We start from the raw sequence: 20,351 nt of genomic DNA, 5'->3' as shown, positions 1-20,351 counted from the left end.
TCTTATTCTAAAACATAAGTTTTGATGTTTGTATTTGTATAGATGCAAATTTCGCCAGCGATCTTGAGACTCTCTTTGACTAGCTCCTCTTCGTCGATATCGGCAAATTTATCTAGGGCACGAGCCGCTGAGAGAGCGTAGTTTCCGCCGCTTCCGATAGCTGCTATCTTACCATCTTCTGGCTCAACAACATCACCAGTGCCACTAAGTAAGAAAATTTTATCCCTATCAAGCACAAGCATCATCGCCTCAAGCTTTCTTAGATACTTGTCTTTGCGCCACTCTTTGCTAAATTCTATCACCGCCTTTAGCAAGTCCCCTTTTGTATGCTCTAAATTTTTCTCAAACATATCAAAGAGATTAAACGCGTCAGCAGTGCTGCCAGCAAAGCCAGCTAGGACTTTGCCGTTGTGAATTTTGCGGATTTTTACGGCGTTGCCCTTTAAGACGGTGTTGCCAAAGCTAACCTGTCCATCACCGCCGATGACCGCTTTATTTTTGCCTTTGTAGGCTAAGATGGTTGTCGCATGAAACATCTACTCTCCTTGCACATCAACCTTTAAGGTCGCATTTATAGAGTGTCCAAGCTTTATAGAGACGTCATAAAGACCAACTGTTTTTAGGTGAGTGTCTAGGTCGATAGCCTTTTTCTCAACCACCAAATGATGCGTCTTTTCAAGCTCTGCTGCGATCTCCTCTTTTGAAACTGAGCCAAAAAGAGAGCCATTTGCGCCAAGAGTTTTCTTGACGACGACTGTCACTTTTGAAAGCTCTTCTTTAAGCTTTTCTAAATTTGCGATCTCATATTTTAGCTCTTCAGCCTTTCTCTTTTGAGCTGCTTCGTATTGACGAAGGACATCTGGAGTGGCAGCTTTTGCAAAGCCTTTGCCGATTAAGAAGTTGTTGCCGTAGCCGTCTTTTACCTCTTTTATCTCGCCAGCTTTACCAAGTCCTTTTACATCTTTTATTAATAATACTTTCATTTTTATCCTTTTAAATTTTATTTTTAGTCAAATTTTCGCCCATTTTTGCGTGCGATGATGAAACGAAGCGCATTTAGTTTGATAAATCCAGCTGCATCTTTTTGATCATAAACACTATCTTCTTCAAATGTGCAGTATGCCTCACTAAATAGATTATCATCTTTGCTATTTCTACCAAGGATGATCACATTGCCTTTATAAAGCTCTACTTTCACGGAACCATTTACGTGCTCTTGGCTCTTGTCGATAAGAGCTTGGAGCATATTTCGCTCAGGTGACCACCAGTAGCCGTTGTAAATTAGCTCGGCATATTTTGGCATGATCTCATCTTTTAAGTGAGCTGCACCGCGGTCAAGTGTGATGCTCTCGATCGCTCTGTGAGCTTTTAGCATTATCGTGCCGCCAGGAGTTTCGTAGCAGCCGCGACTCTTCATACCAACTGAGCGGTTTTCTACGATGTCAAGTCTGCCGATGCCGTGTTTTGCGCCAAGGCGGTTTAGCTCGGTTAAAATTTCAGCTGGGTTCATCTTTTTGCCGTTTATGCTCACTGGATCGCCTTTTTCATAGCCAATCTCGATGATCTCGCTCTTATCTGGAGCATCTTTTGGGCTTACTGTCCATCTCCACATATCATCTTCTGGTGCGTGACTTGGGTCTTCAAGCACTAGACCCTCATAGCTTATGTGAAGTAAATTTGCGTCCATTGAGTATGGGCTTTTGCCTGGTTTTTTGGTGATATCTATGCCGTTTTTCTCAGCGTATGCCAAAAGTTTTTCACGGCTGTTTAGATCCCACTCGCGCCATGGAGCGATGATAGTTAGGTTGTCACCAAGTGCGTAGTAGCCAAGCTCAAAGCGAACTTGGTCGTTGCCTTTGCCTGTTGCTCCGTGGCTCACACCATCAGCGCCAACAAGTCTTGCGATCTCGCTTTGGCGTTTTGCGATTAGTGGGCGCGCGATTGATGTGCCAAGCAGATATTCGCCCTCATAGACTGCGTTTGCTCTAAACATTGGAAATACATAATCACGTACAAATTCTTCTCTTAAGTCTTCTATAAAAATATTTTCAGGTTTTACACCAAGCGCTAGGGCTTTTTTGCGTGCAGGCTCTAGCTCTTCGCCTTGTCCGATGTCAGCTGTAAATGTGACTACTTCGCATTTGTATTCGTCTTGAAGCCACTTTAAAATAATACTTGTGTCAAGTCCGCCTGAGTATGCTAAAACAACTTTTTTTACATCTTTTTTCATAGCTGTCCTTTTGTTGAAATGGTCGTATTTTAGCCTAAATTGATTAATCTTTAATAAATTAATCTATTAAATAATGTAAGTAAAATTTTATTTTTCTGATAGTTTTTATCCGTAGAAATTAGAAATTTTAGTTTAAATGAAATTTGCTTGCAAATTTTAAATTTACAAGCAAAGTGTTTTTCTAAACGCCTAGAAATTTAGCAAGAGCAAAATAAAATATAGCTGATGATATTGCAGCTGCTGGAAGCGTGATGAGCCAAGCTAGGATGATAGGTCTTACCATTTTCCAGTTTGCATTTTTATTTACGATACCAATGCCCAAAACCGCGCCTATTAGGATATGTGTCGAGCTAACTGGTATGCCAAGCTTTGTAGCTAGAAGTATGACGATACTTGAGGCAAGCTCCGCGCTAAAGCCAGTCGTAGGTAAAATTTCGGCTAGTTTTGAGCCAATAGTTGTGATCACCTCTTTGCCTAAAAACCAAAGTCCAACGACAAGCGAGATGCCAAAAGTTACCATTGCGATGCTTGGGATCGGTGAGCTTTCGTTTATAGAGCCAGTTTTTAGCACGTCAAGCACAGCTGCAAATGGTCCAACTGCGTTTGCGATGTCGTTTGCGCCATGTGAAAAAGCAAAAGATGAAGCGGTAAAAATTTGAAACCATGAGAAAATTCTATTGATGCTCTTTTCGCTATCGTTTTTGCTCATGACATTTATGATAGCAAGGCTTGCAAGATACGCTAGAGCTCCGATGACAAATATGATCCAGACTGTTTGGATGATACTAAAGGCTAAATTTATATGCTCAAGCCCTTTAAAAAGCATCATTGATGAGATGACCATTGCGGCAAATCCAGCGATGATAGGGATGTGCTTTTTCATAGCTTTAAAAGTATCTATCTCTTTTTCGCTATCTTTCATGATGCGAATTTTTGAGCGGTATTCGCTATATTCAGTGGTTTCGATCTCGTCCTCATCGATAACTGCGATCTTTGAAAGAGTGGCTATCTGCTCCTCAGCTGGCTTTATTTTGAGCGCTTTTATAAAGCTTTCTTTATAGGCTTTTCTCTCAGCTTTTAGCGCTTTTAAATTTGTCTTTAGTTCGTGCGTTGGCTCGATTATTTTGCTCTTTACGTAGCCAAATATGATATAAGACATCACGCCACCAAGCAGTGGTGAGATGACCCAGCTAACGGCGATCCTGCCGATCTCGCCCCAAGAGACCATATTAAATGGCTCAGGGTCTTTTATCATAAACCCCATGGCAAGTCCTGCGCCAACGATGCCACCAACTATCGAGTGAGTTGTCGAGACTGGCAGACCTTTTTTGGACGCATAAAATAGCCAAAGACCTGAGCTTAGGAGGGCTGAGATCATAATGATTACAAATTTCATCGGGTTTATGTCGCTTGGAAATTTCACGATCTCGTTTCTAATCGTATTTGTAACCTCAGATCCTGCAAATATCGCGCCGCTAAGCTCAAAAATGGCTGCGATTACAAGAGCTTGTTTTAGTGTGAGTGTTTTTGCGCCAACGCTTGTGCCAAAGCTGTTTGCAACGTCATTTCCGCCGATATTAAACGCCATAAAAAGACCAAACATACCAGCGATCAAGAATAAAAAGTAGTTATTTGTCGGGATGTATTGATAGCCCCAAACGAAAAATCCAACGCTGCAAATCGCAAAAATAACTAACGCCAAGAAGTTATCTCGAAGCAATCAAGCCCCCTTGTAAGAGTTTTTGGCAAAATTATATCTTGAAAATTATTAAAGTTTTTAGAATTTTCTCACTTTAAATGATACTAAATTATCATATGTTAGAATTTGGCAAAAATATTAAGGATAAATTTTGGTTATAGCGATCGATCTTGGCTCAAACACCTTTCGCGTGGCGCTTATAAAAAAGGTGCAAAATGGCTTTAGCAACGAGCAAATTTATGAAAAAATAGTTGGAGCTGCAAGGGGCTTAAACGAAAGTGGCAAGATAGGTTTGGAGGCTAAAAATAGGCTTTTTGAAGCGATAGTGGAGGCTAAAAGCAAATTTGACTTTGCTAAATTTAAATGTGTGGCAGTCGCAACTGAAGCTTTTAGAGCAGCATCAAATAGCGAAGAAATTTTTAGTGAGATAAGAGAGAAATTTGGCATAAATTTTCATATCATTGACGGGCAATCTGAAGCAAAACTTACATTTTTAGGCGTGCAAAATGCTTTAAGAAAGCTTGGCATAAATGATAAATTTAGCATCATCGACATCGGCGGTGCAAGCTCAGAGATAGGCGACGATGGCAAATTTATAAGCTTTAAATTTGGCATCATCACCTTTTACGAGAGGTTTAAAGCGCTTGATCTGATGCAAGAAAATGCAAAAATTTATACAAAAGAGGCAAGGGAATTTTTAACAAGTCTTAACAATAGACTTATCGTGCTAACTTCTGGCGTGCCGACCACTATCGCAGCGCTAAAGCTTGGGCTAAACTACGAAAGCTACGATCCCAAAAAAGTGAGTGGATATGAGCTTAAAAATGATGATCTTACTTGGTTTGTAAATGAGCTTTTAAAGATGGATGACAAAAGCGCTGACCTGGCGGTTGGAAGAAGCAGAAAGTATCCGCTCATCGCTGGAACGCTGCTTTTAAAAGAGCTTTTAAGCGGGCAAGAAGCGAAATTTATAGTAATAGACGATGGGCTTAGAGAGGGCGTTGGAGCGGCTTATTTAAAAGGCATATTTCAAGAAATTATCACAAAATTTTAGTTATGATTTCAAAAATTTAAAGGAGATAAAATGAGCATAAGAGAGCAAATTTTGGCCGACATAAAAGAGGCTATGAAAGCAAAAGATGAGTTTAAAAGAGACACCTTAAGGACGCTAAATGCGGCGCTTAAGCAGGTCGAAGTCGATCAAAGGATCGAGATGACCGATGAGGTCGTGCTTCCGCTACTTCAAAAAGAGATCAAAAAGAGAGCTGACTCGGTTGAGCTCTATCTAAAGGGAGCAAGAGAGGATCTAGCCAAAAAAGAGCAAAGCGAGATCGAGCTGATCAAGGCATATCTGCCAGCTCAGCTAAATGATGACGAGTTAAAAGATAAGATAAAAAGTATAATTGAAAAGGTTGGTAAAAATTTAGGCGCTGTGATGAAAATGGCAAAAGACGAGATCGGAGCGAGCGCTGAAGCAAAACGCATAAGCATGATCGCAAAAGAACTTTTGGCATAAAACTAGATAAACCCATGTAAATTTTCGCATGGGTTTTAAAAGTTATAGTTAAATTTTATACGCTATAAAAGTATTTTATTTATTTTTAAATTTTTAAAAAGCTACTTTGAAAAAGTAAAATAAATTTACATATTTTTTTAAAAAACCTTGACAAATGGCATTAAAGTCTATATAATTACAACTCTTAAAAACATTGGGGTATCGCCAAGCGGTAAGGCAACTGGTTTTGGTCCAGTCATTCAGAGGTTCGAATCCTCTTACCCCATCCACTTTTAAAAATCCCAAACAACTCTTATCGCGGAGTAGAGCAGTGGTAGCTCGTCGGGCTCATAACCCGAAGGTCGGCGGTTCAAATCCGTCCTCCGCAACCAAATACCAAGGACTTTTACCACTTTTTAACTAAACACCAACTCCCATACCATCACGTATATCATCAACATTTAGATGGACGTAATGCAGGCTACTTTTAATATCTGTGTGACCCATAAAAGCCATCAGTTTATGAGCGTTAAATCCCTTCAAACTCACTAACCTAGAAGCCACCGTATGGCGTAATACGTAAAGTCCGTGAGTGTTGCTAGTCCCTAAATATCCAAGATGGTTTCTCACAGCCCACCACATACGATTTGCTGTATCGTGATTTAGGTGAGTTATAGGACACTTATATAGAGGTAAGTCTTTGTATCTATAATAAAGTTAATTTAAGGCATCAAATTTATTTCAGCAGTGAGGCATTACTTTTTGCAGTTATAATAAAGCTCATTAAGGCATTAAATAGCGTATACATGAGGCGCGCCACTATTTTTACTCTAAAGAGTTTAAATATTTTTGATTATATTTTTAGCTATTTCAAAATTTCATTTTAAAATTTTTAACGATAATTTTAATTTGTAAAATTTTATTAACCATCAAATTTAGTAGATAAATTTAAATTAACACAAGGCTTTTTATATCTTATCCGCGACACATCTAGCAAGTTCATCTTCACTATCACCCGGATATTCACTCCAAAAATCAATCTTCAAAATTTTTCCTAATTCCTTTGAATTTTGCAAATCATCCAGCCAACGACCATCTATATAATCAACCTTTTTAACTTCTGAGAGTAGAATTTTTTGTGTTTTTAACTCGTAAGTTTTTCTAATAAACGATCCATCATAATCATCCTCTTCTTGTGCCTCATTTAAAGATTTATACTTTTCTATACACTCTTCGTATCTCTTATACTCTTTATTGCCCTGGTATCAAATTTGCACTTTTCTCTAGCCTATGATTTATAAAGTCCATTTTCACTATATGCTCTGGTTTAGGACCATTATTAACACTACTAAAATACCTTACAAGTTTGAAATCTTTTCCATCTAATGCAAAAACATACTCCCAGTATCCGTACTTGCCATAACTATAGAAAAATTTTAGTTCGCTATTTTTTATCTCTACTGCAAGCTCTGGTGGAAAATAAGCTCCACCATCTTCATTTGGGCTCTCAAATATATCTCTCTTAGTTACTACAGCCTCATATTTGTCGCCATTTGAGAGCAAGATCACGATACCACGACGATTTTTATTTACTATTTGACACCATTTATCGTCTTTGGTGCTCTCATCGCAACCATCGCTAAACGGCATAAATTTTTCCTTAAATGTTTCTTGAGTTACTACAACTACATCCTCTATGTCATCTTTATTTAGATCACCCTTGATGGCATCATAATAGTGTAGTTTGTTTTGGTAATGATGCTTTTACAGCCGCTAGCATCTTATAATCTAGCTTGGATAAATTCTCTATCTCATACTCATCACCAGAAAAAGGTATGTTCATCTGCTTTAGAGTTTTTAGCATAGATGTTGAGTTTTTCTCTATATTACTCGTACTAATATCTTGAGCAAAGGTAAAATTTAGCATTAAAAAAGGAATACAAACGAGAACTCCAAATTTAAACATTTTTATTCCTTTATCTTTACATTGCTTATAAATTCAGACCAAAATATCCCTCTGACCTTTTGCGTTTACAGGACTTAAAACGCCCATTTTTTCCATTTGTTCTATTATATTTGCAGCTTTGTTGTAGCCTATTTTTAAGCGTCTTTGTAAGTAGCTGATCGAGGTTTTTTGCTCGCTTAAGATGATCTCTTTTGCCTCCTCATAAAGCTCATCCAGTTCATCTTCGCCTAATGCGCCAGCAGCCGAGCCTGCGCTAGAGCCCTCCTCTGCTAGAAATTTCTCATCATAGATCACATCTTGTTGCTCTTTTAAGAAATTTACGATCGTTTCGATCTCTTTTTCGCTAGCAAATGGCGCATGAAGCCTGATCACACCAGGGCTTCCAGGAGGCGTAAATAGCATATCTCCTCGCCCTAGCAGGCTCTCAGCTCCCATTTGATCAAGGATGACCTTACTATCGATCCTCTGCCCTACTCTATAGCTTATCCTGCTTGGTAAATTTGCCTTTATAAGGCCAGTTACTACATCGACACTTGGGCGCTGGGTCGCTACTATCAAGTGTATACCGCTAGCCCTTGCCATCTGCGCTAGACGGCCTATATAAAGCTCCACGTCCTTGCCGCTAGTCATCATAAGATCGGCCAGCTCGTCGATGATCACGACGATGTATGGAAACTGCTCGCCACCTTCACTCTTCATCTTTTCGTTGTAGCTCTCAATGTTTTTTGTGCGAGTTTGACTCATTATCTTGTATCTTCGCTCCATCTCAGCGACCATATTTGCAAGCGCTGTGATCGCCTTTTTAGCCTCCGTGATGACAGGCGTTAAAAGGTGTGGAATGTCGTTATATATGCTAAATTCAAGCATCTTTGGATCTATCATCATGAGACGCAAAGTTTGTGGGCTATTTCTATAAAGCAAACTTAAAAGCATAGCGTTTATGCCCACACTCTTGCCAGATCCTGTTGTGCCAGCGATCAGCAAATGTGGAAGCTTTTTAAGGTCAGTCACAAAAGGAGCACCCACTATATCTTTGCCAAGAGCCATGGTTAGCGGACTGCTCGCGTTTTTAAAGACTTCGCTTTCTAAAATTTCTTTTAGATAGATCGTCTCTAAATTTTGATTTGGCACTTCGATGCCAACGACATCTTTACCAGGGATAGGTGCTTGGATACGGATCGTTTGCGCCTTTAGCGCCATGGCTAGGTCATCTTGTAAAGTAAGAATTTTACTAACCTTGATATGTGGGGCTGGGCGAAACTCAAATGTCGTGACGATAGGACCAGTGTAGGTTCGCACCACGTCGCCATCTATCTTAAATTTACGCAGTTTATCAAGTAAATTTGAAATTTGCTGATCGATCTCCGCCTCATTTATATTGTGCGAGCGCTTTGGAGGGTCGTTTAGAAATTTAAGCGGTGGCAAGACAAAGTCTTTTGGTTTTTCAACCTTGCCACGCTCTATCTGATCAAGAAGTTTTTTGTTTTCAGCCACTTCATTTAAAATTTCAACCCCACTTATAGTTGCAGGTCTGCCCTCTTGTACCGGCTCCATCTCTGGTTCTGGTTCAAATTCTGGCTCACTATCTAAATTTGGTTCATCATCATTTAGCACCTGAGCGTCTATAAGCTCTTCTTCTTTTATCTCTTCGGCTTTTGGCTTTTTGCGCTCTATCTTTGGTATCTGCCTTGCCCTTACCTCTTTTACGCCTCTGCTTTTTTCTTCATAGCTATTTGGCTCTTTATCTACAAAAGCCTTTCTTAAAACGATGATAAAATTTTCTCTAAAAGCAAGACCAAGCGAGATGATAAATATCATAAGTATAGCAACCGCGGTGCCGATAGCGCCGATGACTTCTTTTAGAGCTGAGACTATAAAACCACCTATCACGCCGCTATTTGCTCCAGATGTGGTTAGCGCTTGAAACATCAAAAATGCGATAAAAAATAGAAAAATCCCAACCACAAACTGGGCAAAATCAAAGTCAAATTTCTTAAAATTTTTATATACAAAATAGCCTAGAACGATGAGTAAAAATGGATAAACATAGGCGATAAGTCCAAAATATTTAATATTAAAAGCCCCAAGGCTTTGTCCAAGTGAGCCTACAAAATCAGCAGTCGGAGCAGCCGTAGCGATACCAAAATATACAAAAAAACAAACAAAAATAGTAAATAATATATGTCTTAAAATTTTAGATCCTTTTGTTAAAAAGGCTTATTATAGCACGCTTGAGTTTAATTTTTAAAAAATCAGCAAGCTAGGCCTGCTGATTTATCATTTTAGTTTAGGTAGTTTAGCAAGCTTAGTTGATTTATCTTAGCGCTTGCTTGAAGTGTCGCTTGATATGAGAGTGAAAGCTGTATAAATTTAAGATATGACTCTGCATAGTCTGCGTCTATGACGTCATTTTTAACAGTCAGTACATTTACTTTCATTACCTCTGCACGCTGATTTGTCGCCGTTAGAAGCTTTGTTTGAGAGCCTATCTTTGTAAGCTCTTTATTTGCATGATCTACCAAGTGATCTAGCCTTTTTAAAGCGCCTTGCATGCCTGTATTTCGTGGGTCGTGATTGTTAGCGTCTGCTCTATAGTAGCCATTTCTAACGGCAAATATCATATCATCAAGGTCTTGAAAGACGCTTGTGCTTGGCTCATCGATAGTTAAAGCATTGTTTTCGTTAAAGCTAAAAACAGAGCCCTTGCCTTGAGGATGACTTGCAGCACCAGCGGTGTTCATGCCAGTGCTATCTCCGTCAAATATATCTCCATTTTTCGCATCATACATAGTAAGCTCTATATTTGTGACAGATTTTGTCTTGTCAGTTAGCACCATCCTGCCCTTATCGTCTAGATTTACCTCTACTGCACCTTTAGTCTTTGATAAAGCCTCTTTATAGGCGTTGTAGTTTTGATCTCTTCTTACCTTTTCGATATCTGTATCAAAATTTGCATTTTCTACGTTTTGAGGATCAGGGATATTATCGCTTGCTGCCATTGCTACGATATCCATTAACTGACGATATGTAAAGTCACTTGCATAGGTTCTGTAACTGCCAAATTCATCTGAGTTATAGACGGTCAAATTTCTAGTTGGAGATACCACGCCAGCAGTCGTTGTTGAAGTTATCTGAAACTGCACTGGGGTATTTACGCCACCTGCTTCGCCCATTTTTACTTTGATGTCATACATTGTGCCAGTGATCGACTTTACCTGCAGGCCTATCTCTTGACCGTCAATATTAAAAAGCTCTCTCTTTCTTGCATCAACATCTTTTGGATATAAATTTCTATTGTAACTCTCTTTTGTACCAGAGACCTCGCTTAGCTTGGTCTGATCGGTTGCAAACTCGCCTGTTCTTCTAGCAACTTGTGGTAAATTTGCGATTAGCTCATTATCCTTTCGCTCAAATCTAACCTTGTCGTAGTCAAATGCGTTTGTTAAATTTCCATCTTTATCAAGATATTTGCTCTTTGTAAATTCAGTTATATGAACCGTTTTTGGCACAGCATTTGCCATATTTTCAAGCGTTTGTAGCGAATTTATCGTATCAAGTGTATTATTTGGAGCTATCGCACCACGATTTGCTGCCACAGAAGTAGCTGCAACCATGTGAAAGTCTATCGTTTGATTGCCTTTTGTGAGGTCTTTTATATTAAATTGTCCGTCGTTATTTATGCTCACATCGACAACTTTTGTCGTCTTTGTGTTGCCAAATTCCATACCGATCTTCTCCATCAAACCAGCCATTGATGTATCGGAACTCATCTTAAATTTACTTGTAAATGTCGTGCCGTCTGGCTTTTTGCCCTGCATAAAAAAGTATGTGTCAGGGAAATTTACATTTGAAGTATCCAAAAAGTCGAAATCTGGCTCGATCGTGCCTTTATAAGAGCCGTCACTGCCAACAACTGAGTCGCTAGCGTAGTTTAAACCGATCATATTTTTTATCTTGCTATTTTCGTCAAGATATTTTGGCGCATAGGAGATGTCGGTTCTAGTTTGATCAGCTAGCATCACATTTGTTGTTAAAATTTTGTTGTAGTCACCATCTTTTCCTAAAAATAGATCAAATCCCGGGATGTTGTAAGGTAGCTCAACCTGCGCGCCAGCTGAGGTTTTCATATAGTCGCGGTTGCCTTGATATTTACCTGAGCCATCGATCGGCTTAGTATCCACAGCACTTCCTGAGAATAAAAACTGCCCATTTATAGAGGTATTTGCGATATTTACAAGGTGGTTTTTGATGCCCTGAAGGTCGTTTGCCAAAGCTTCAAGAGACGTTGTGCTATGCACGTCGCTGGCTGCTTGAACGACTTTTGTTTTAAAATTTTCAAGCTGTTTTTCAAATTCTTTTAGCGCATTGTCCGTGTTTTTTGCAAAATTTACTGACTTACCAGTAGCGTCTGCCACTTGAGTGAGAGTGGTCGCTTCATAATCAAGCCTCATCGCATCGTTATAAACCGCGGCTCCGTCATATGGGTCTTGAATTTTCAAGCCATTTGAGAGTTGCATATAGCTTTTGTTTACGCCAGCCATATTTCTTTGATAGTCATGCAATGTCTGATTAAAGCGTAGTTGATTTGTTATTCTCATAATTTTTCCCTAAATTTTGATCATTTTTGTTTAAGCAAATTTGATTCCGCTTCTTACCATATCGGTGAAAATTTGATTTTTTTTAGAGCAAAAAAGTTTTATTGTATAATCTGCCAAAATTTACACATATAAAATAGGTAAGAAAATGGCATTAAAAATTCTCTTCTCGCCAAGCGAGAGTAAAATTTCTCTAAACACGAGCGATAAATTTGATGGTAAAAATTTGATCTTCCCTGAGCTTTTTAGCAAAAGGGCTGAAATTTTAAATAGATATGATGACTTTTTAAAAAGCGCAAATTTAGACGAGATAAAGAAGCTTTTTGGACTAAAACAACTTGTTGATAGCAAAGAGCTAAGAACTAGTCTTTTCGAACAAGGCGCGATAAAGGCCATCTTAAGATATGACGGAGTGGCGTATAAGCACCTAAACTACCGCGGACTAAGCGATGACGCTCAAAAATATATAGATAATAATGTTTTAATCTTTTCAAATTTACTTGGGCCTATTTTGGCAAAAGATGAGATATTTGAATACAAACTAAAGCAAGGCGAAAAGCTAGCTGGCTTTGAAATTTCTAAATTTTATGAGCAAAATTTCAGCAAAACGGTTGATCAGTTTTTAGAAAATGATGAAATTTTGGATCTTAGGGCTAAATTTTATGAAAAATTTTATGAGATCAAAAAAGAGTACACGACATTTTGCTTTTTAAAAAATAAAAAGATATTAAGCCACCATACAAAAGCTTATAGAGGTGAGGTTTTGCGCCAGATCGCAGCGGCTGAAGTAAAAAATAAAGATGAGCTAATGGCTCTAAATTTTGAAAATTTAAAGCTCGTGGATATGAAAAATATAGGGCTAAAAAACGAACTTACGTTTGAAATTTGCGAGTGAGAGTTTAAAATTTGGTCTTTTTTACTAAAAAAATGCAAAAAAAGAGCTAAATTTAGGGGAAAAGTATTGTAATTTTTTTTAAAAGAGTGTAGAATTGCCGCATAACTTCTTAAAAGGATGGTTCATGAAAAAAGCTGAATTTATTCAAGCTGTTGCCGACAAGGCTGGTCTTTCAAAAAAAGATACTCTAAAAGTTGTTGATGCTACTTTGGAGACAATCCAAGCGGTTCTTGAAAAAGGCGATACAATTAGCTTTATCGGCTTTGGTACTTTCAGTACTGCTGACAGAGCTGCAAGGAAAGCTAGAGTTCCAGGAACTAAAAAAGTAATCGACGTTCCTGCTAGCAAAGCAGTCAAATTCAAAGTTGGCAAAAAACTTAAAGAAGCAGTTGCTGCTGGCGCTGCTAAAAAAGGCAAAAAGAAATAATTTTCTTTTTCGGGGAGCAAGTCTCCCCTTTTTTCTTTCTGCTCACAAATCTAAAATTTCAATTTTAATTTAGCCCGAGTGGTGAAACTGGTAGACGCGCCAGACTCAAAATCTGGTAAGGGCAACCTTGTGTCGGTTCGAGTCCGACCTCGGGCACCATTAAATTTTTCTTTCAACTACATCAAGTTTTAAGTTCAAAAAGTACGAACAAATTTAGAATAGATGCAAATATAAATTTTATAGTGTAAGTTACTTCAAATTAAAAGACAAAAAAGATGAATTTGTGTAAAAAGCTCTTTTTAACACAAAGCAGGCAATAAATTTTTGAAAAAGTTTATTGTAATTTAATCTTTTGGGGCATATAATCAATTCTTTGTAAATTCCAAACTTAAAAGAGACTGCTATGAATTTTACACCACTTTTTGCAATATTTTTCATAATCGCAACTGGTTTTTTTGCTAAAAAAGTCGGCATTGTTGAGCAAAAGCACTCGATCCCATTTGTGGATTTTGTCCTTTGTTTTGCAATGCCTGCGCTAATTTTCGACAAAATTTACCACGTAAATGTCGATGCCTCGCTTATAAACACGATCTTAATCGGCTTTGCCTCAACCGCCATTAGCGCCGCTTTGGCATTTGTCATAGGCAGGGTTTTTAAATTTACCAAAATAACAACCGTCAGTATGGTCATGCTAAGCCTTTTTGGTAACACACTATTTGTCGGTATGCCTGTCATTCAGGGCTTCTTTGGCGATGCGATGGTAAATGAGGTCATCTTTTACGATCAAATAGCCACTGGTATCCCACTTTCGATCCTTGGACCACTCATCCTATCTTTTGCCGCACCTGAGAAGGTCTCGCTCTTTCAAAATACGATGAAAATTTTAAAATTTCCACCATTTATCGCGCTCATTATGGGTCTTGTCTTAAAAGAAGTCCCGCTTCCAGATTTTATCTTTGCGCCACTTAGGATGTTTGAAGGTAGCGTCACCCCAGTGGCACTTTTTGCGATCGGCGTTGGTCTTAACTTTAGCAGTATCACAAGCTCATATAAAGGCGTTAGCGTCGTGCTTTTGTGTAAGATGATATTGCCAGCTATCGTATTTTTCATCATATTAAAAGTCTCAGGCATCCAGATGAGCAAAACTTGGGTCGTTGGTCTCTTTCAATGTGCGATGCCAACATCAGCTCTTGCAAGTGCGATGGTCATAAAAGCTGGACTTGATAGCTCACTAGCCATCTCATCAGTTGCTATTGGCGTGCTTTTTTCATTTATCACGCTTCCAGTTATCTATTTTGTATTTGCGTAAATTCACACTTATTTCACACTAAGTGACTACAATTGCAACATAATTTAATTTAAAGGAGACTTTATGAAAAAGTTAATCTTAGTTGCACTTGGTGCTATGTTTATGTTTGGCGGTCTTGCAAATGCTACTGAAATGATGCAAAAGGACAAGATGGGCAAAGATGAGATGATGAAGAAAGAGCAGATGATGAAAGATGATATGTCTAAAAAACATCCTGTCAAAAAACACGAAGCTAAAAAAGAAGACATGGGCATGAAAGACGAAATGAAAAAAGACGACATGGGTATGAAAAAAGACGACATGGGTATGAAAGACGAAATGAAAAAAGATGACATGGGTATGAAAAAAGACGACATGGGCATGAAAGACGAAATGAAAAAAGGCATGTAAAGGCACTTGATGGTCAGAATTTTGCTTGTTGAAGATGATGAAACATTACTTGATCTAATAAGCGAGTATCTGGGCGAAAATGGTTACGATGTCACCACTACAAACAATGCCAAAGACGCACTAGATCTTGCATACGAGCGAAATTTTGACCTACTTATACTAGACGTCAAACTCCCGCAAGGCGACGGCTTCTCCCTACTTTCATCGCTACGTGAGCTTGGCGTCACAACACCTAGCATATTTACCACCTCGCTAAACACCATAGACGACCTTGAAAAAGGCTACAAAAGCGGCTGCGATGACTATCTAAAAAAGCCATTTGAGCTAAAAGAGCTACTTATCCGCATGCAAGCTCTCATAAAAAGAAATTTCTCACACCAAAACGGCGAAGATATCAAAATTTTAGATGATCTTTGCTTTCACCCACAGAGCAAAACTCTAAGTAAAAACGGCGAAAATGTAAATATCTCGAGCAAAGAGAGCGACCTGCTCGCCCTATTTTTGCAAAACAAGGGCAAAATTTTAACCAAAGATGAAATTTTTAATAAAATTTGGAAATTTGACGAGGAGCCAAGCGAGCTTAGCCTTCGTGTATATATCAAAAATTTACGCCAAATTTTAGGCAAAGATGCCATTTTAAACAAGCGTGGAGACGGCTACATCTATGTCTGAAAAGACGCAAATTTTATTTAAAATTTTATCCCTCTATCTTGTTAGCTCCGTGCTATTTTTGAGCTATTTTTTTATACACGACTACCAAAATAAAAAAGAAGCACTCATCTTAAACGAGGTAAAAAGCCTAAAAGAGATCAAGATGGGCATATATATGAAAGCCAGGATGAATGGCCTAGACTCGGTCTCAAGCCTCACAAACGAAAAGGGCGTACATGCTTGTATCGTGCTGGAGAATGGTGAGAAAATTTATAAAGATTTTGAGTGCAAAAATATCAACAAAGGCAAAAATGTAAATTTGATAGACGGCAAGGTAGCGATCTTTGAAAAGATCCAGTATATGGAGGACAACGCCACAGACGAGCTCGCACGCGCAGACATCTTTCTAGTTGGCAAAAATATCAACGGCGAAATTTTATCCTTGCAAATTTCGACCACACTAAAGGCTGCATTTTTCCTCTTTGCCCTGCTCTTTGTCGCCTTTTATCTAGCAAAACTAAGCCTAAGACCGCTTTATGAAAAGATAGATACGCTAAATCACTTCATAAAAGACTCAACTCACGAGATAAACACGCCTCTAAGCGTCATCTCTATGAGCATAGAAACGGCCGATCTAGCAAGCCTAAATGAGCGAAATTTAAAGCGTTTTAATAACATCAGCCTTGCTGCAAAGAGCCTAGGCAGCATCTATGACGCGCTCGTTCATCTAAGTTTTAACCTAAACAAACCAGGCAAAAAAGAGCTAATCGATCTAAATTTACTAACCACGCAAAGACTTAGCTACTTCTCGCCATTTTTTGCCAAACGCGGACTTAAGATAGAGGCTAGCCTAAAGCCAAGCTTCATAAACGCAGACCTTGAGGATGTGAGTAAAATTTTAGACAACCTCTTAAGCAATGCCTCAAAATATGCAGCGCCAAATTCAAAGGTTAGCATCATTTTAGAGTCAAATTTCTTTAGCATAAGCAACACTGGGCGTGGCATAAGCAAAGAGCAGCAGATGAAAATTTTTGATCGCTACACGAGATTTAACGACGATCAAGGCGGCTTTGGTATAGGGCTAAATTTAGTCAAAGAGTGCTGCAAGAAAAATGGCATCGCCGTAAAATGTCAAAGCGAGCTTGATGGCGAGACTACGTTTTTGCTCTCTTGGCAGAGTTAAATTTAAAACCACCCTACTCTAAATAATAAAATTTATTAAAAAAGAGAATTTATGTCCAAAATTTATTTTTGATAAATTTTATTAATATTATAATCCTTTTACAAAATCTTAATCAAGGAGAAAAGTATGAAACTACTTGAAAAATACGGGCTTTTCATAAATGGTGAGTGGCGTGACGCAAAAGACGGCGCTACACTTGATGCCAAAAATCCAGCAAACGGCGAGCACCTTGCAAAGATCGCTGATGCTACCGAAGAAGATGTAAATGACGCAGTTCGTGCTGCACGTGAGGCTTTTAATAAATTTAAACACACCACAGTTAGCGAGCGCGCAAAGCTGCTAAACAAGATCGCTGATATCATCGACGAGCACAAAGAGCACTTAGCAAAAGTTGAAAGTATGGACAACGGCAAGCCAATCCGTGAGACGCTAAATGTCGATATCCCTTTTGCAGCAGAGCATTTTAGGTACTTTGCTGGCGTTATCATGGGCGAAGAAGGCAGCGCAAATGTGCTTGACGAGAAGCAACTCTCTATCGTTTTGCGCGAGCCAATAGGCGTCGTGGGTCAGATCGTGCCTTGGAATTTTCCATTTCTAATGGCAGCTTGGAAGCTAGCTCCAGTGATCGCAGCAGGAGATGCGAGCGTGTTTAAGCCTTCAAGTGAGACAAGCCTAAGCGTGCTTGAGCTATTTAGGCTGATAGATAAAATTTTGCCAAAAGGTTTGATAAACATAGTAACCGGCAGAGGTAGCAAGAGCGGCGAGTGGATCAAAAACCACCCAGGCCTTGACAAGCTAGCATTTACCGGATCAACCGAGATCGGCCGCGATATCGCCATAGCTGCGGCTCGCCGTATCATCCCAGCCACACTGGAGCTTGGTGGCAAGAGCGCAAATATCTTCTTTAGCGACGCAAATTTAGACAAGGCGCTTGACGGTCTTCAGCTTGGAATTTTGTTTAACCAAGGTCAAGTTTGCTGCGCAGGGTCTAGAATTTTCGTAGAAGAGAGCTTTTATGACAAATTTATAGAGGCTGCGGTTAAGAAATTTAGCACCATAAAAGTTGGCGATCCACTAGATCCTAAGACTCAAATGGGCTCTCAGATCAATAAAAAACAAGCTGAGCAAATCTTAAACTACGTCGAGATCGGCAAGAAAGAAGGTGCAAAAGTGGCAGTCGGTGGCAAAGCCTACACTGCAAATGGTTGCGACAAGGGCGCATTTGTCGAGCCAACACTGCTAGTTGATGTGACAAACGACATGAGAGTGGCTCAGGAAGAAATTTTTGGACCAGTTGGCGTTGTCATCAAATTTAAAGATGAAGCCGAGCTTATCAAAATGGTAAATGACAGCGAATATGGCCTTGGTGGCGGAATTTTCACGCAAGACATCACAAAAGCGCTACGTGTGGCAAGGTCTATGGAGACTGGCAGGGTCTGGATAAATACCTACAATCAAATCCCAGCAGGAAGCCCATTTGGCGGATATAAAAACTCAGGTATCGGCCGTGAGACGCACAAGATCATACTTGAGCACTACACTCAGATGAAAAACATCATGATAGACCTTACCGGCAAGGTTAGCGGCTTTTACGCACAATGATCTTAGGGAGCTTAGGCTCCCTACTACTTTAAATTTCATAAATAAAATTTCATTCTAAATCTATCTGCAAATCACAATCACTATTTTTAAGCTTAATAGACTAAAATTTGCGCCAAAGGAGAAAATTTGAGCGAACAAATTTACATTATCGGCGACGTTCACGGCTGTTTTAACACACTTTTAGAGCTAATAAAGCAGTTTCCAAACAAAGAAAAATCTCAAATTTGCTTTGTTGGCGACGTGATAGATCGGGGCCTTTTTAGCTGCGACGTGGTCGAACTTATCATGCAAAATGGCTACGACATGGTCATGGGAAATCACGAGCGAAGGCTACTTAACAATCAACTTGAATTTTTAAACAACAAAGTGCCGCTTGATAGGAGCTGGTTTTTTGGAAATGGCGGCGAGGCTACATATAGATCATACTTTGGGCAAAGTATGAAATTTAAGCAAAGGCATGTGGATTTTTTAGAAAGCAGGCCAGTTTATCTGGAATTTAAAGATTATAAAACCCAAAATGGCGAGCATCTAGTCGTCTCTCACTCAGCCGTTGGCAATATGTGGGAGCTAAGAAACGATAAATATGCTAGTGAAGAGTTTAGAAGGCACCTGCTCTCAGGCAGAGGCGACGAGATGCAAGTAGAGGGCATATTTAACGTCTATGGGCACACGCCAGTAAGAGAGGTAAAATTTTATAAAAATAGCGCAGATATCGACACAGGCTGCGTTTTTAATGAAGTTGGTTATGACAAACTAAGTGCGTTAGAATTTCCATCGATGAAAATTTATACGCAAAGAAATGTTGAAAATTTTAACAAAAAGGATAAAGATGTGGTTTTCTAAAAAGAGTTCTAGCTTTGCTAGTAGGGTTGATAAATTTTGGAGCGAGCTTGGTAAAAATTTAGACGTTATCAAGCAAAATTTAGAGGATAAAAATTACGAAACAGCGAGTAAAATGACTGAGGAGGCGCTAAATTTATGTTTAGTAGATCCAACTTTTATGATAGGCCTTGTTGATAATAAGATCGATCTAGTGCTAACACCAGAAGGGATGAAATATAGGCTTTTTTGGCTTAAATTTATCAAATCACGCATGCCAAAAGAGTTTGAAACAAAGCTTACTTGCACGCTTGGCAAACCACGTGCACCGCGCGAAGTAGCCACTATACAGATGTATGGCGTGAGTGTTGATGCAAATGAGGTCATGGTCTATGCAAATTTTGAAGAAAAAAGCGTGGATATGTGCCTATACAACAAGACTTTAAGCAAGCTAAAAAGCGAAGATGAAAACAAGGCCTACACACTAGCTTTCATACTTTGCGACAATGTTGTTGGCGAGACAGCGATGATAAACACACTTGGCGACTTTGAGATCGTAGATGAGCCAAGAGAAAAAGGCGTCGCGCTTACCGACTTTGCCGATCTTATAGATGATAAATTTGGCAAAGAGGCCTCGAGCGAACCGCTAAAGCAGTTTAGCTTTTATGAGCTTGAACCCCGCTCAGACGCACTAAGAGATGATGTATTTATAGGCTATACGAGCCTAACCTCGCTACTAAATGAGTACTATGACGGAAAAAGCGATATCTATAATGAAGCTTACGAGCTTGGCATAAATTTCTGCTTTTTAGTATTGTATCACGGCGGCGATGTGCAGTTTGGTGTTGATAGTAAAAATAAGATAGAAGATGAGCTAGAAAGTAGCACTTTTTGCGAGAGCATGGGCGCAGCTACTGGTACTAAACACTCTTATGTTGATCTTATATGCTTTGACAAAGACGAGCTTGAAAAGGCTGTTATTAAATTTAGTAAAGAGCTTGATATAAAGATAGAAATTTGCGAATTTAAACGATAAATACATAAAATTTCACGTAAAATATTGCATATCCTGATGGCTGGTAAATTTACA

Annotated in this window: 20 protein-coding genes and 3 tRNA genes; 14 read left to right on the top strand and 9 right to left on the bottom strand. The window is 39.1% G+C overall.

From position 1 onward, the window contains the following. Positions 1–2: 2 nt before the first annotated feature. From hslV to B9N65_RS06130, 4 genes are all read right to left on the bottom strand, one after another. The gene (gene hslV / locus B9N65_RS06145) at positions 3–536 is read right to left on the bottom strand and encodes an ATP-dependent protease subunit HslV (protein ID WP_002940451.1); all 534 of its coding nucleotides are present in this window, start codon (positions 534–536) and stop codon (positions 3–5) included. Further along, a complete protein-coding gene (rplI, locus tag B9N65_RS06140) occupies positions 537–983 on the bottom strand; it encodes a 50S ribosomal protein L9 (protein WP_087583215.1) in 447 nt (148 codons plus the stop codon). A gap of 23 nt (positions 984–1,006) precedes the next feature. Continuing rightward, positions 1,007–2,230 (bottom strand): argininosuccinate synthase, encoded by a 1,224-nt coding sequence (locus B9N65_RS06135; protein WP_087583214.1) that lies wholly within the window; start codon positions 2,228–2,230, stop codon positions 1,007–1,009. Positions 2,231–2,411: 181 nt separating this feature from the next. Further along, positions 2,412–3,950: an inorganic phosphate transporter gene (locus B9N65_RS06130; protein WP_087583213.1), complete on the bottom strand. Its 1,539-nt coding sequence runs from the start codon at positions 3,948–3,950 to the stop codon at positions 2,412–2,414. 130 nt (positions 3,951–4,080) lie between these two features. On the opposite strand from B9N65_RS06130, the gene B9N65_RS06125 reads away from it, so the two are divergent. The 4 genes from B9N65_RS06125 (at position 4,081) to B9N65_RS06110 (ending at position 5,816) form a co-directional block, all read left to right on the top strand. Further along, positions 4,081–4,983: a Ppx/GppA phosphatase family protein gene (locus B9N65_RS06125; protein WP_087583212.1), complete on the top strand. Its 903-nt coding sequence runs from the start codon at positions 4,081–4,083 to the stop codon at positions 4,981–4,983. A gap of 30 nt (positions 4,984–5,013) precedes the next feature. Beyond that, positions 5,014–5,445: a GatB/YqeY domain-containing protein gene (locus B9N65_RS06120; protein WP_087581693.1), complete on the top strand. Its 432-nt coding sequence runs from the start codon at positions 5,014–5,016 to the stop codon at positions 5,443–5,445. A 194-nt stretch (positions 5,446–5,639) separates the two neighbouring features. Then, a tRNA-Gln gene (locus tag B9N65_RS06115) sits at positions 5,640–5,714 on the top strand. A gap of 27 nt (positions 5,715–5,741) precedes the next feature. After that, positions 5,742–5,816, top strand: a tRNA-Met gene (locus tag B9N65_RS06110). Positions 5,817–5,844: 28 nt separating this feature from the next. On the opposite strand, the gene B9N65_RS06105 is transcribed toward B9N65_RS06110, so the two are convergent. From B9N65_RS06105 to B9N65_RS06085, 5 genes are all read right to left on the bottom strand, one after another. Next, positions 5,845–6,099 carry a site-specific integrase gene (locus B9N65_RS06105; protein WP_223227513.1) on the bottom strand — a complete coding sequence of 85 codons (255 nt, stop codon included), beginning with the start codon at positions 6,097–6,099 and terminating at the stop codon, positions 5,845–5,847. A gap of 576 nt (positions 6,100–6,675) precedes the next feature. After that, complete coding sequence (locus tag B9N65_RS06100; protein WP_087583210.1) at positions 6,676–7,074, bottom strand: hypothetical protein; 399 nt, start codon at positions 7,072–7,074, stop codon at positions 6,676–6,678. A 79-nt stretch (positions 7,075–7,153) separates the two neighbouring features. Continuing rightward, the gene (locus B9N65_RS06095; protein ID WP_087583209.1) at positions 7,154–7,390 is read right to left on the bottom strand and encodes a hypothetical protein; all 237 of its coding nucleotides are present in this window, start codon (positions 7,388–7,390) and stop codon (positions 7,154–7,156) included. A 33-nt stretch (positions 7,391–7,423) separates the two neighbouring features. Continuing rightward, complete coding sequence (locus tag B9N65_RS06090) at positions 7,424–9,529, bottom strand: FtsK/SpoIIIE family DNA translocase (protein WP_180385134.1); 2,106 nt, start codon at positions 9,527–9,529, stop codon at positions 7,424–7,426. A gap of 143 nt (positions 9,530–9,672) precedes the next feature. Then, positions 9,673–11,988, bottom strand: coding sequence for a flagellin N-terminal helical domain-containing protein (locus B9N65_RS06085; protein WP_087583207.1), 2,316 nt, complete (start codon positions 11,986–11,988; stop codon positions 9,673–9,675). 145 nt (positions 11,989–12,133) lie between these two features. Here B9N65_RS06085 and B9N65_RS06080 point away from each other — a divergent pair, with 145 nt between their 5' ends. The 10 genes from B9N65_RS06080 to B9N65_RS06035 all read left to right on the top strand — a co-directional run bounded on the left by B9N65_RS06080 (position 12,134) and on the right by B9N65_RS06035 (position 20,297). Then, entirely contained in the window at positions 12,134–12,880 is a 747-nt protein-coding gene (locus B9N65_RS06080) for a YaaA family protein (RefSeq protein ID WP_087583206.1), read from the top strand. Positions 12,881–13,004: 124 nt separating this feature from the next. Further along, positions 13,005–13,307, top strand: a complete 303-nt coding sequence (locus B9N65_RS06075; protein ID WP_087583205.1) for an HU family DNA-binding protein — start codon at positions 13,005–13,007, stop codon at positions 13,305–13,307. Positions 13,308–13,379: 72 nt separating this feature from the next. Then, a tRNA-Leu gene (locus B9N65_RS06070) sits at positions 13,380–13,466 on the top strand. Positions 13,467–13,710: 244 nt separating this feature from the next. Then, the gene (locus tag B9N65_RS06065; RefSeq protein ID WP_021093175.1) at positions 13,711–14,616 is read left to right on the top strand and encodes an AEC family transporter; all 906 of its coding nucleotides are present in this window, start codon (positions 13,711–13,713) and stop codon (positions 14,614–14,616) included. 63 nt (positions 14,617–14,679) lie between these two features. Continuing rightward, positions 14,680–15,006, top strand: a complete 327-nt coding sequence (locus tag B9N65_RS06060) for a hypothetical protein (RefSeq protein ID WP_021085558.1) — start codon at positions 14,680–14,682, stop codon at positions 15,004–15,006. Positions 15,007–15,015: 9 nt separating this feature from the next. After that, a complete protein-coding gene (locus tag B9N65_RS06055; protein WP_002940533.1) occupies positions 15,016–15,678 on the top strand; it encodes a response regulator transcription factor in 663 nt (220 codons plus the stop codon). Continuing rightward, positions 15,671–16,840 (top strand): sensor histidine kinase, encoded by a 1,170-nt coding sequence (locus tag B9N65_RS06050; RefSeq protein ID WP_087583204.1) that lies wholly within the window; start codon positions 15,671–15,673, stop codon positions 16,838–16,840. Before B9N65_RS06055 ends, B9N65_RS06050 begins: the two co-directional genes overlap by 8 nt. A gap of 126 nt (positions 16,841–16,966) precedes the next feature. Further along, a complete protein-coding gene (locus B9N65_RS06045) occupies positions 16,967–18,442 on the top strand; it encodes an aldehyde dehydrogenase family protein (RefSeq protein ID WP_087583203.1) in 1,476 nt (491 codons plus the stop codon). Positions 18,443–18,568: 126 nt separating this feature from the next. Then, the gene (locus B9N65_RS06040) at positions 18,569–19,285 is read left to right on the top strand and encodes a metallophosphoesterase (RefSeq protein WP_087583202.1); all 717 of its coding nucleotides are present in this window, start codon (positions 18,569–18,571) and stop codon (positions 19,283–19,285) included. Further along, the gene (locus B9N65_RS06035) at positions 19,272–20,297 is read left to right on the top strand and encodes a hypothetical protein (RefSeq protein WP_087583201.1); all 1,026 of its coding nucleotides are present in this window, start codon (positions 19,272–19,274) and stop codon (positions 20,295–20,297) included. The genes B9N65_RS06040 and B9N65_RS06035 overlap by 14 nt, the downstream gene beginning before the upstream one ends. Positions 20,298–20,351: the final 54 nt, after the last annotated feature.

The sequence above is a fragment of the Campylobacter concisus genome (genome assembly GCF_002165815.1).
GTDB classification, from domain to species: Bacteria; Campylobacterota; Campylobacteria; order Campylobacterales; family Campylobacteraceae; genus Campylobacter_A; species Campylobacter_A concisus_BH.
Note: the sequence above shows the minus strand (reverse complement) of the source record. Positions and strands in the feature narration are given on the sequence as shown.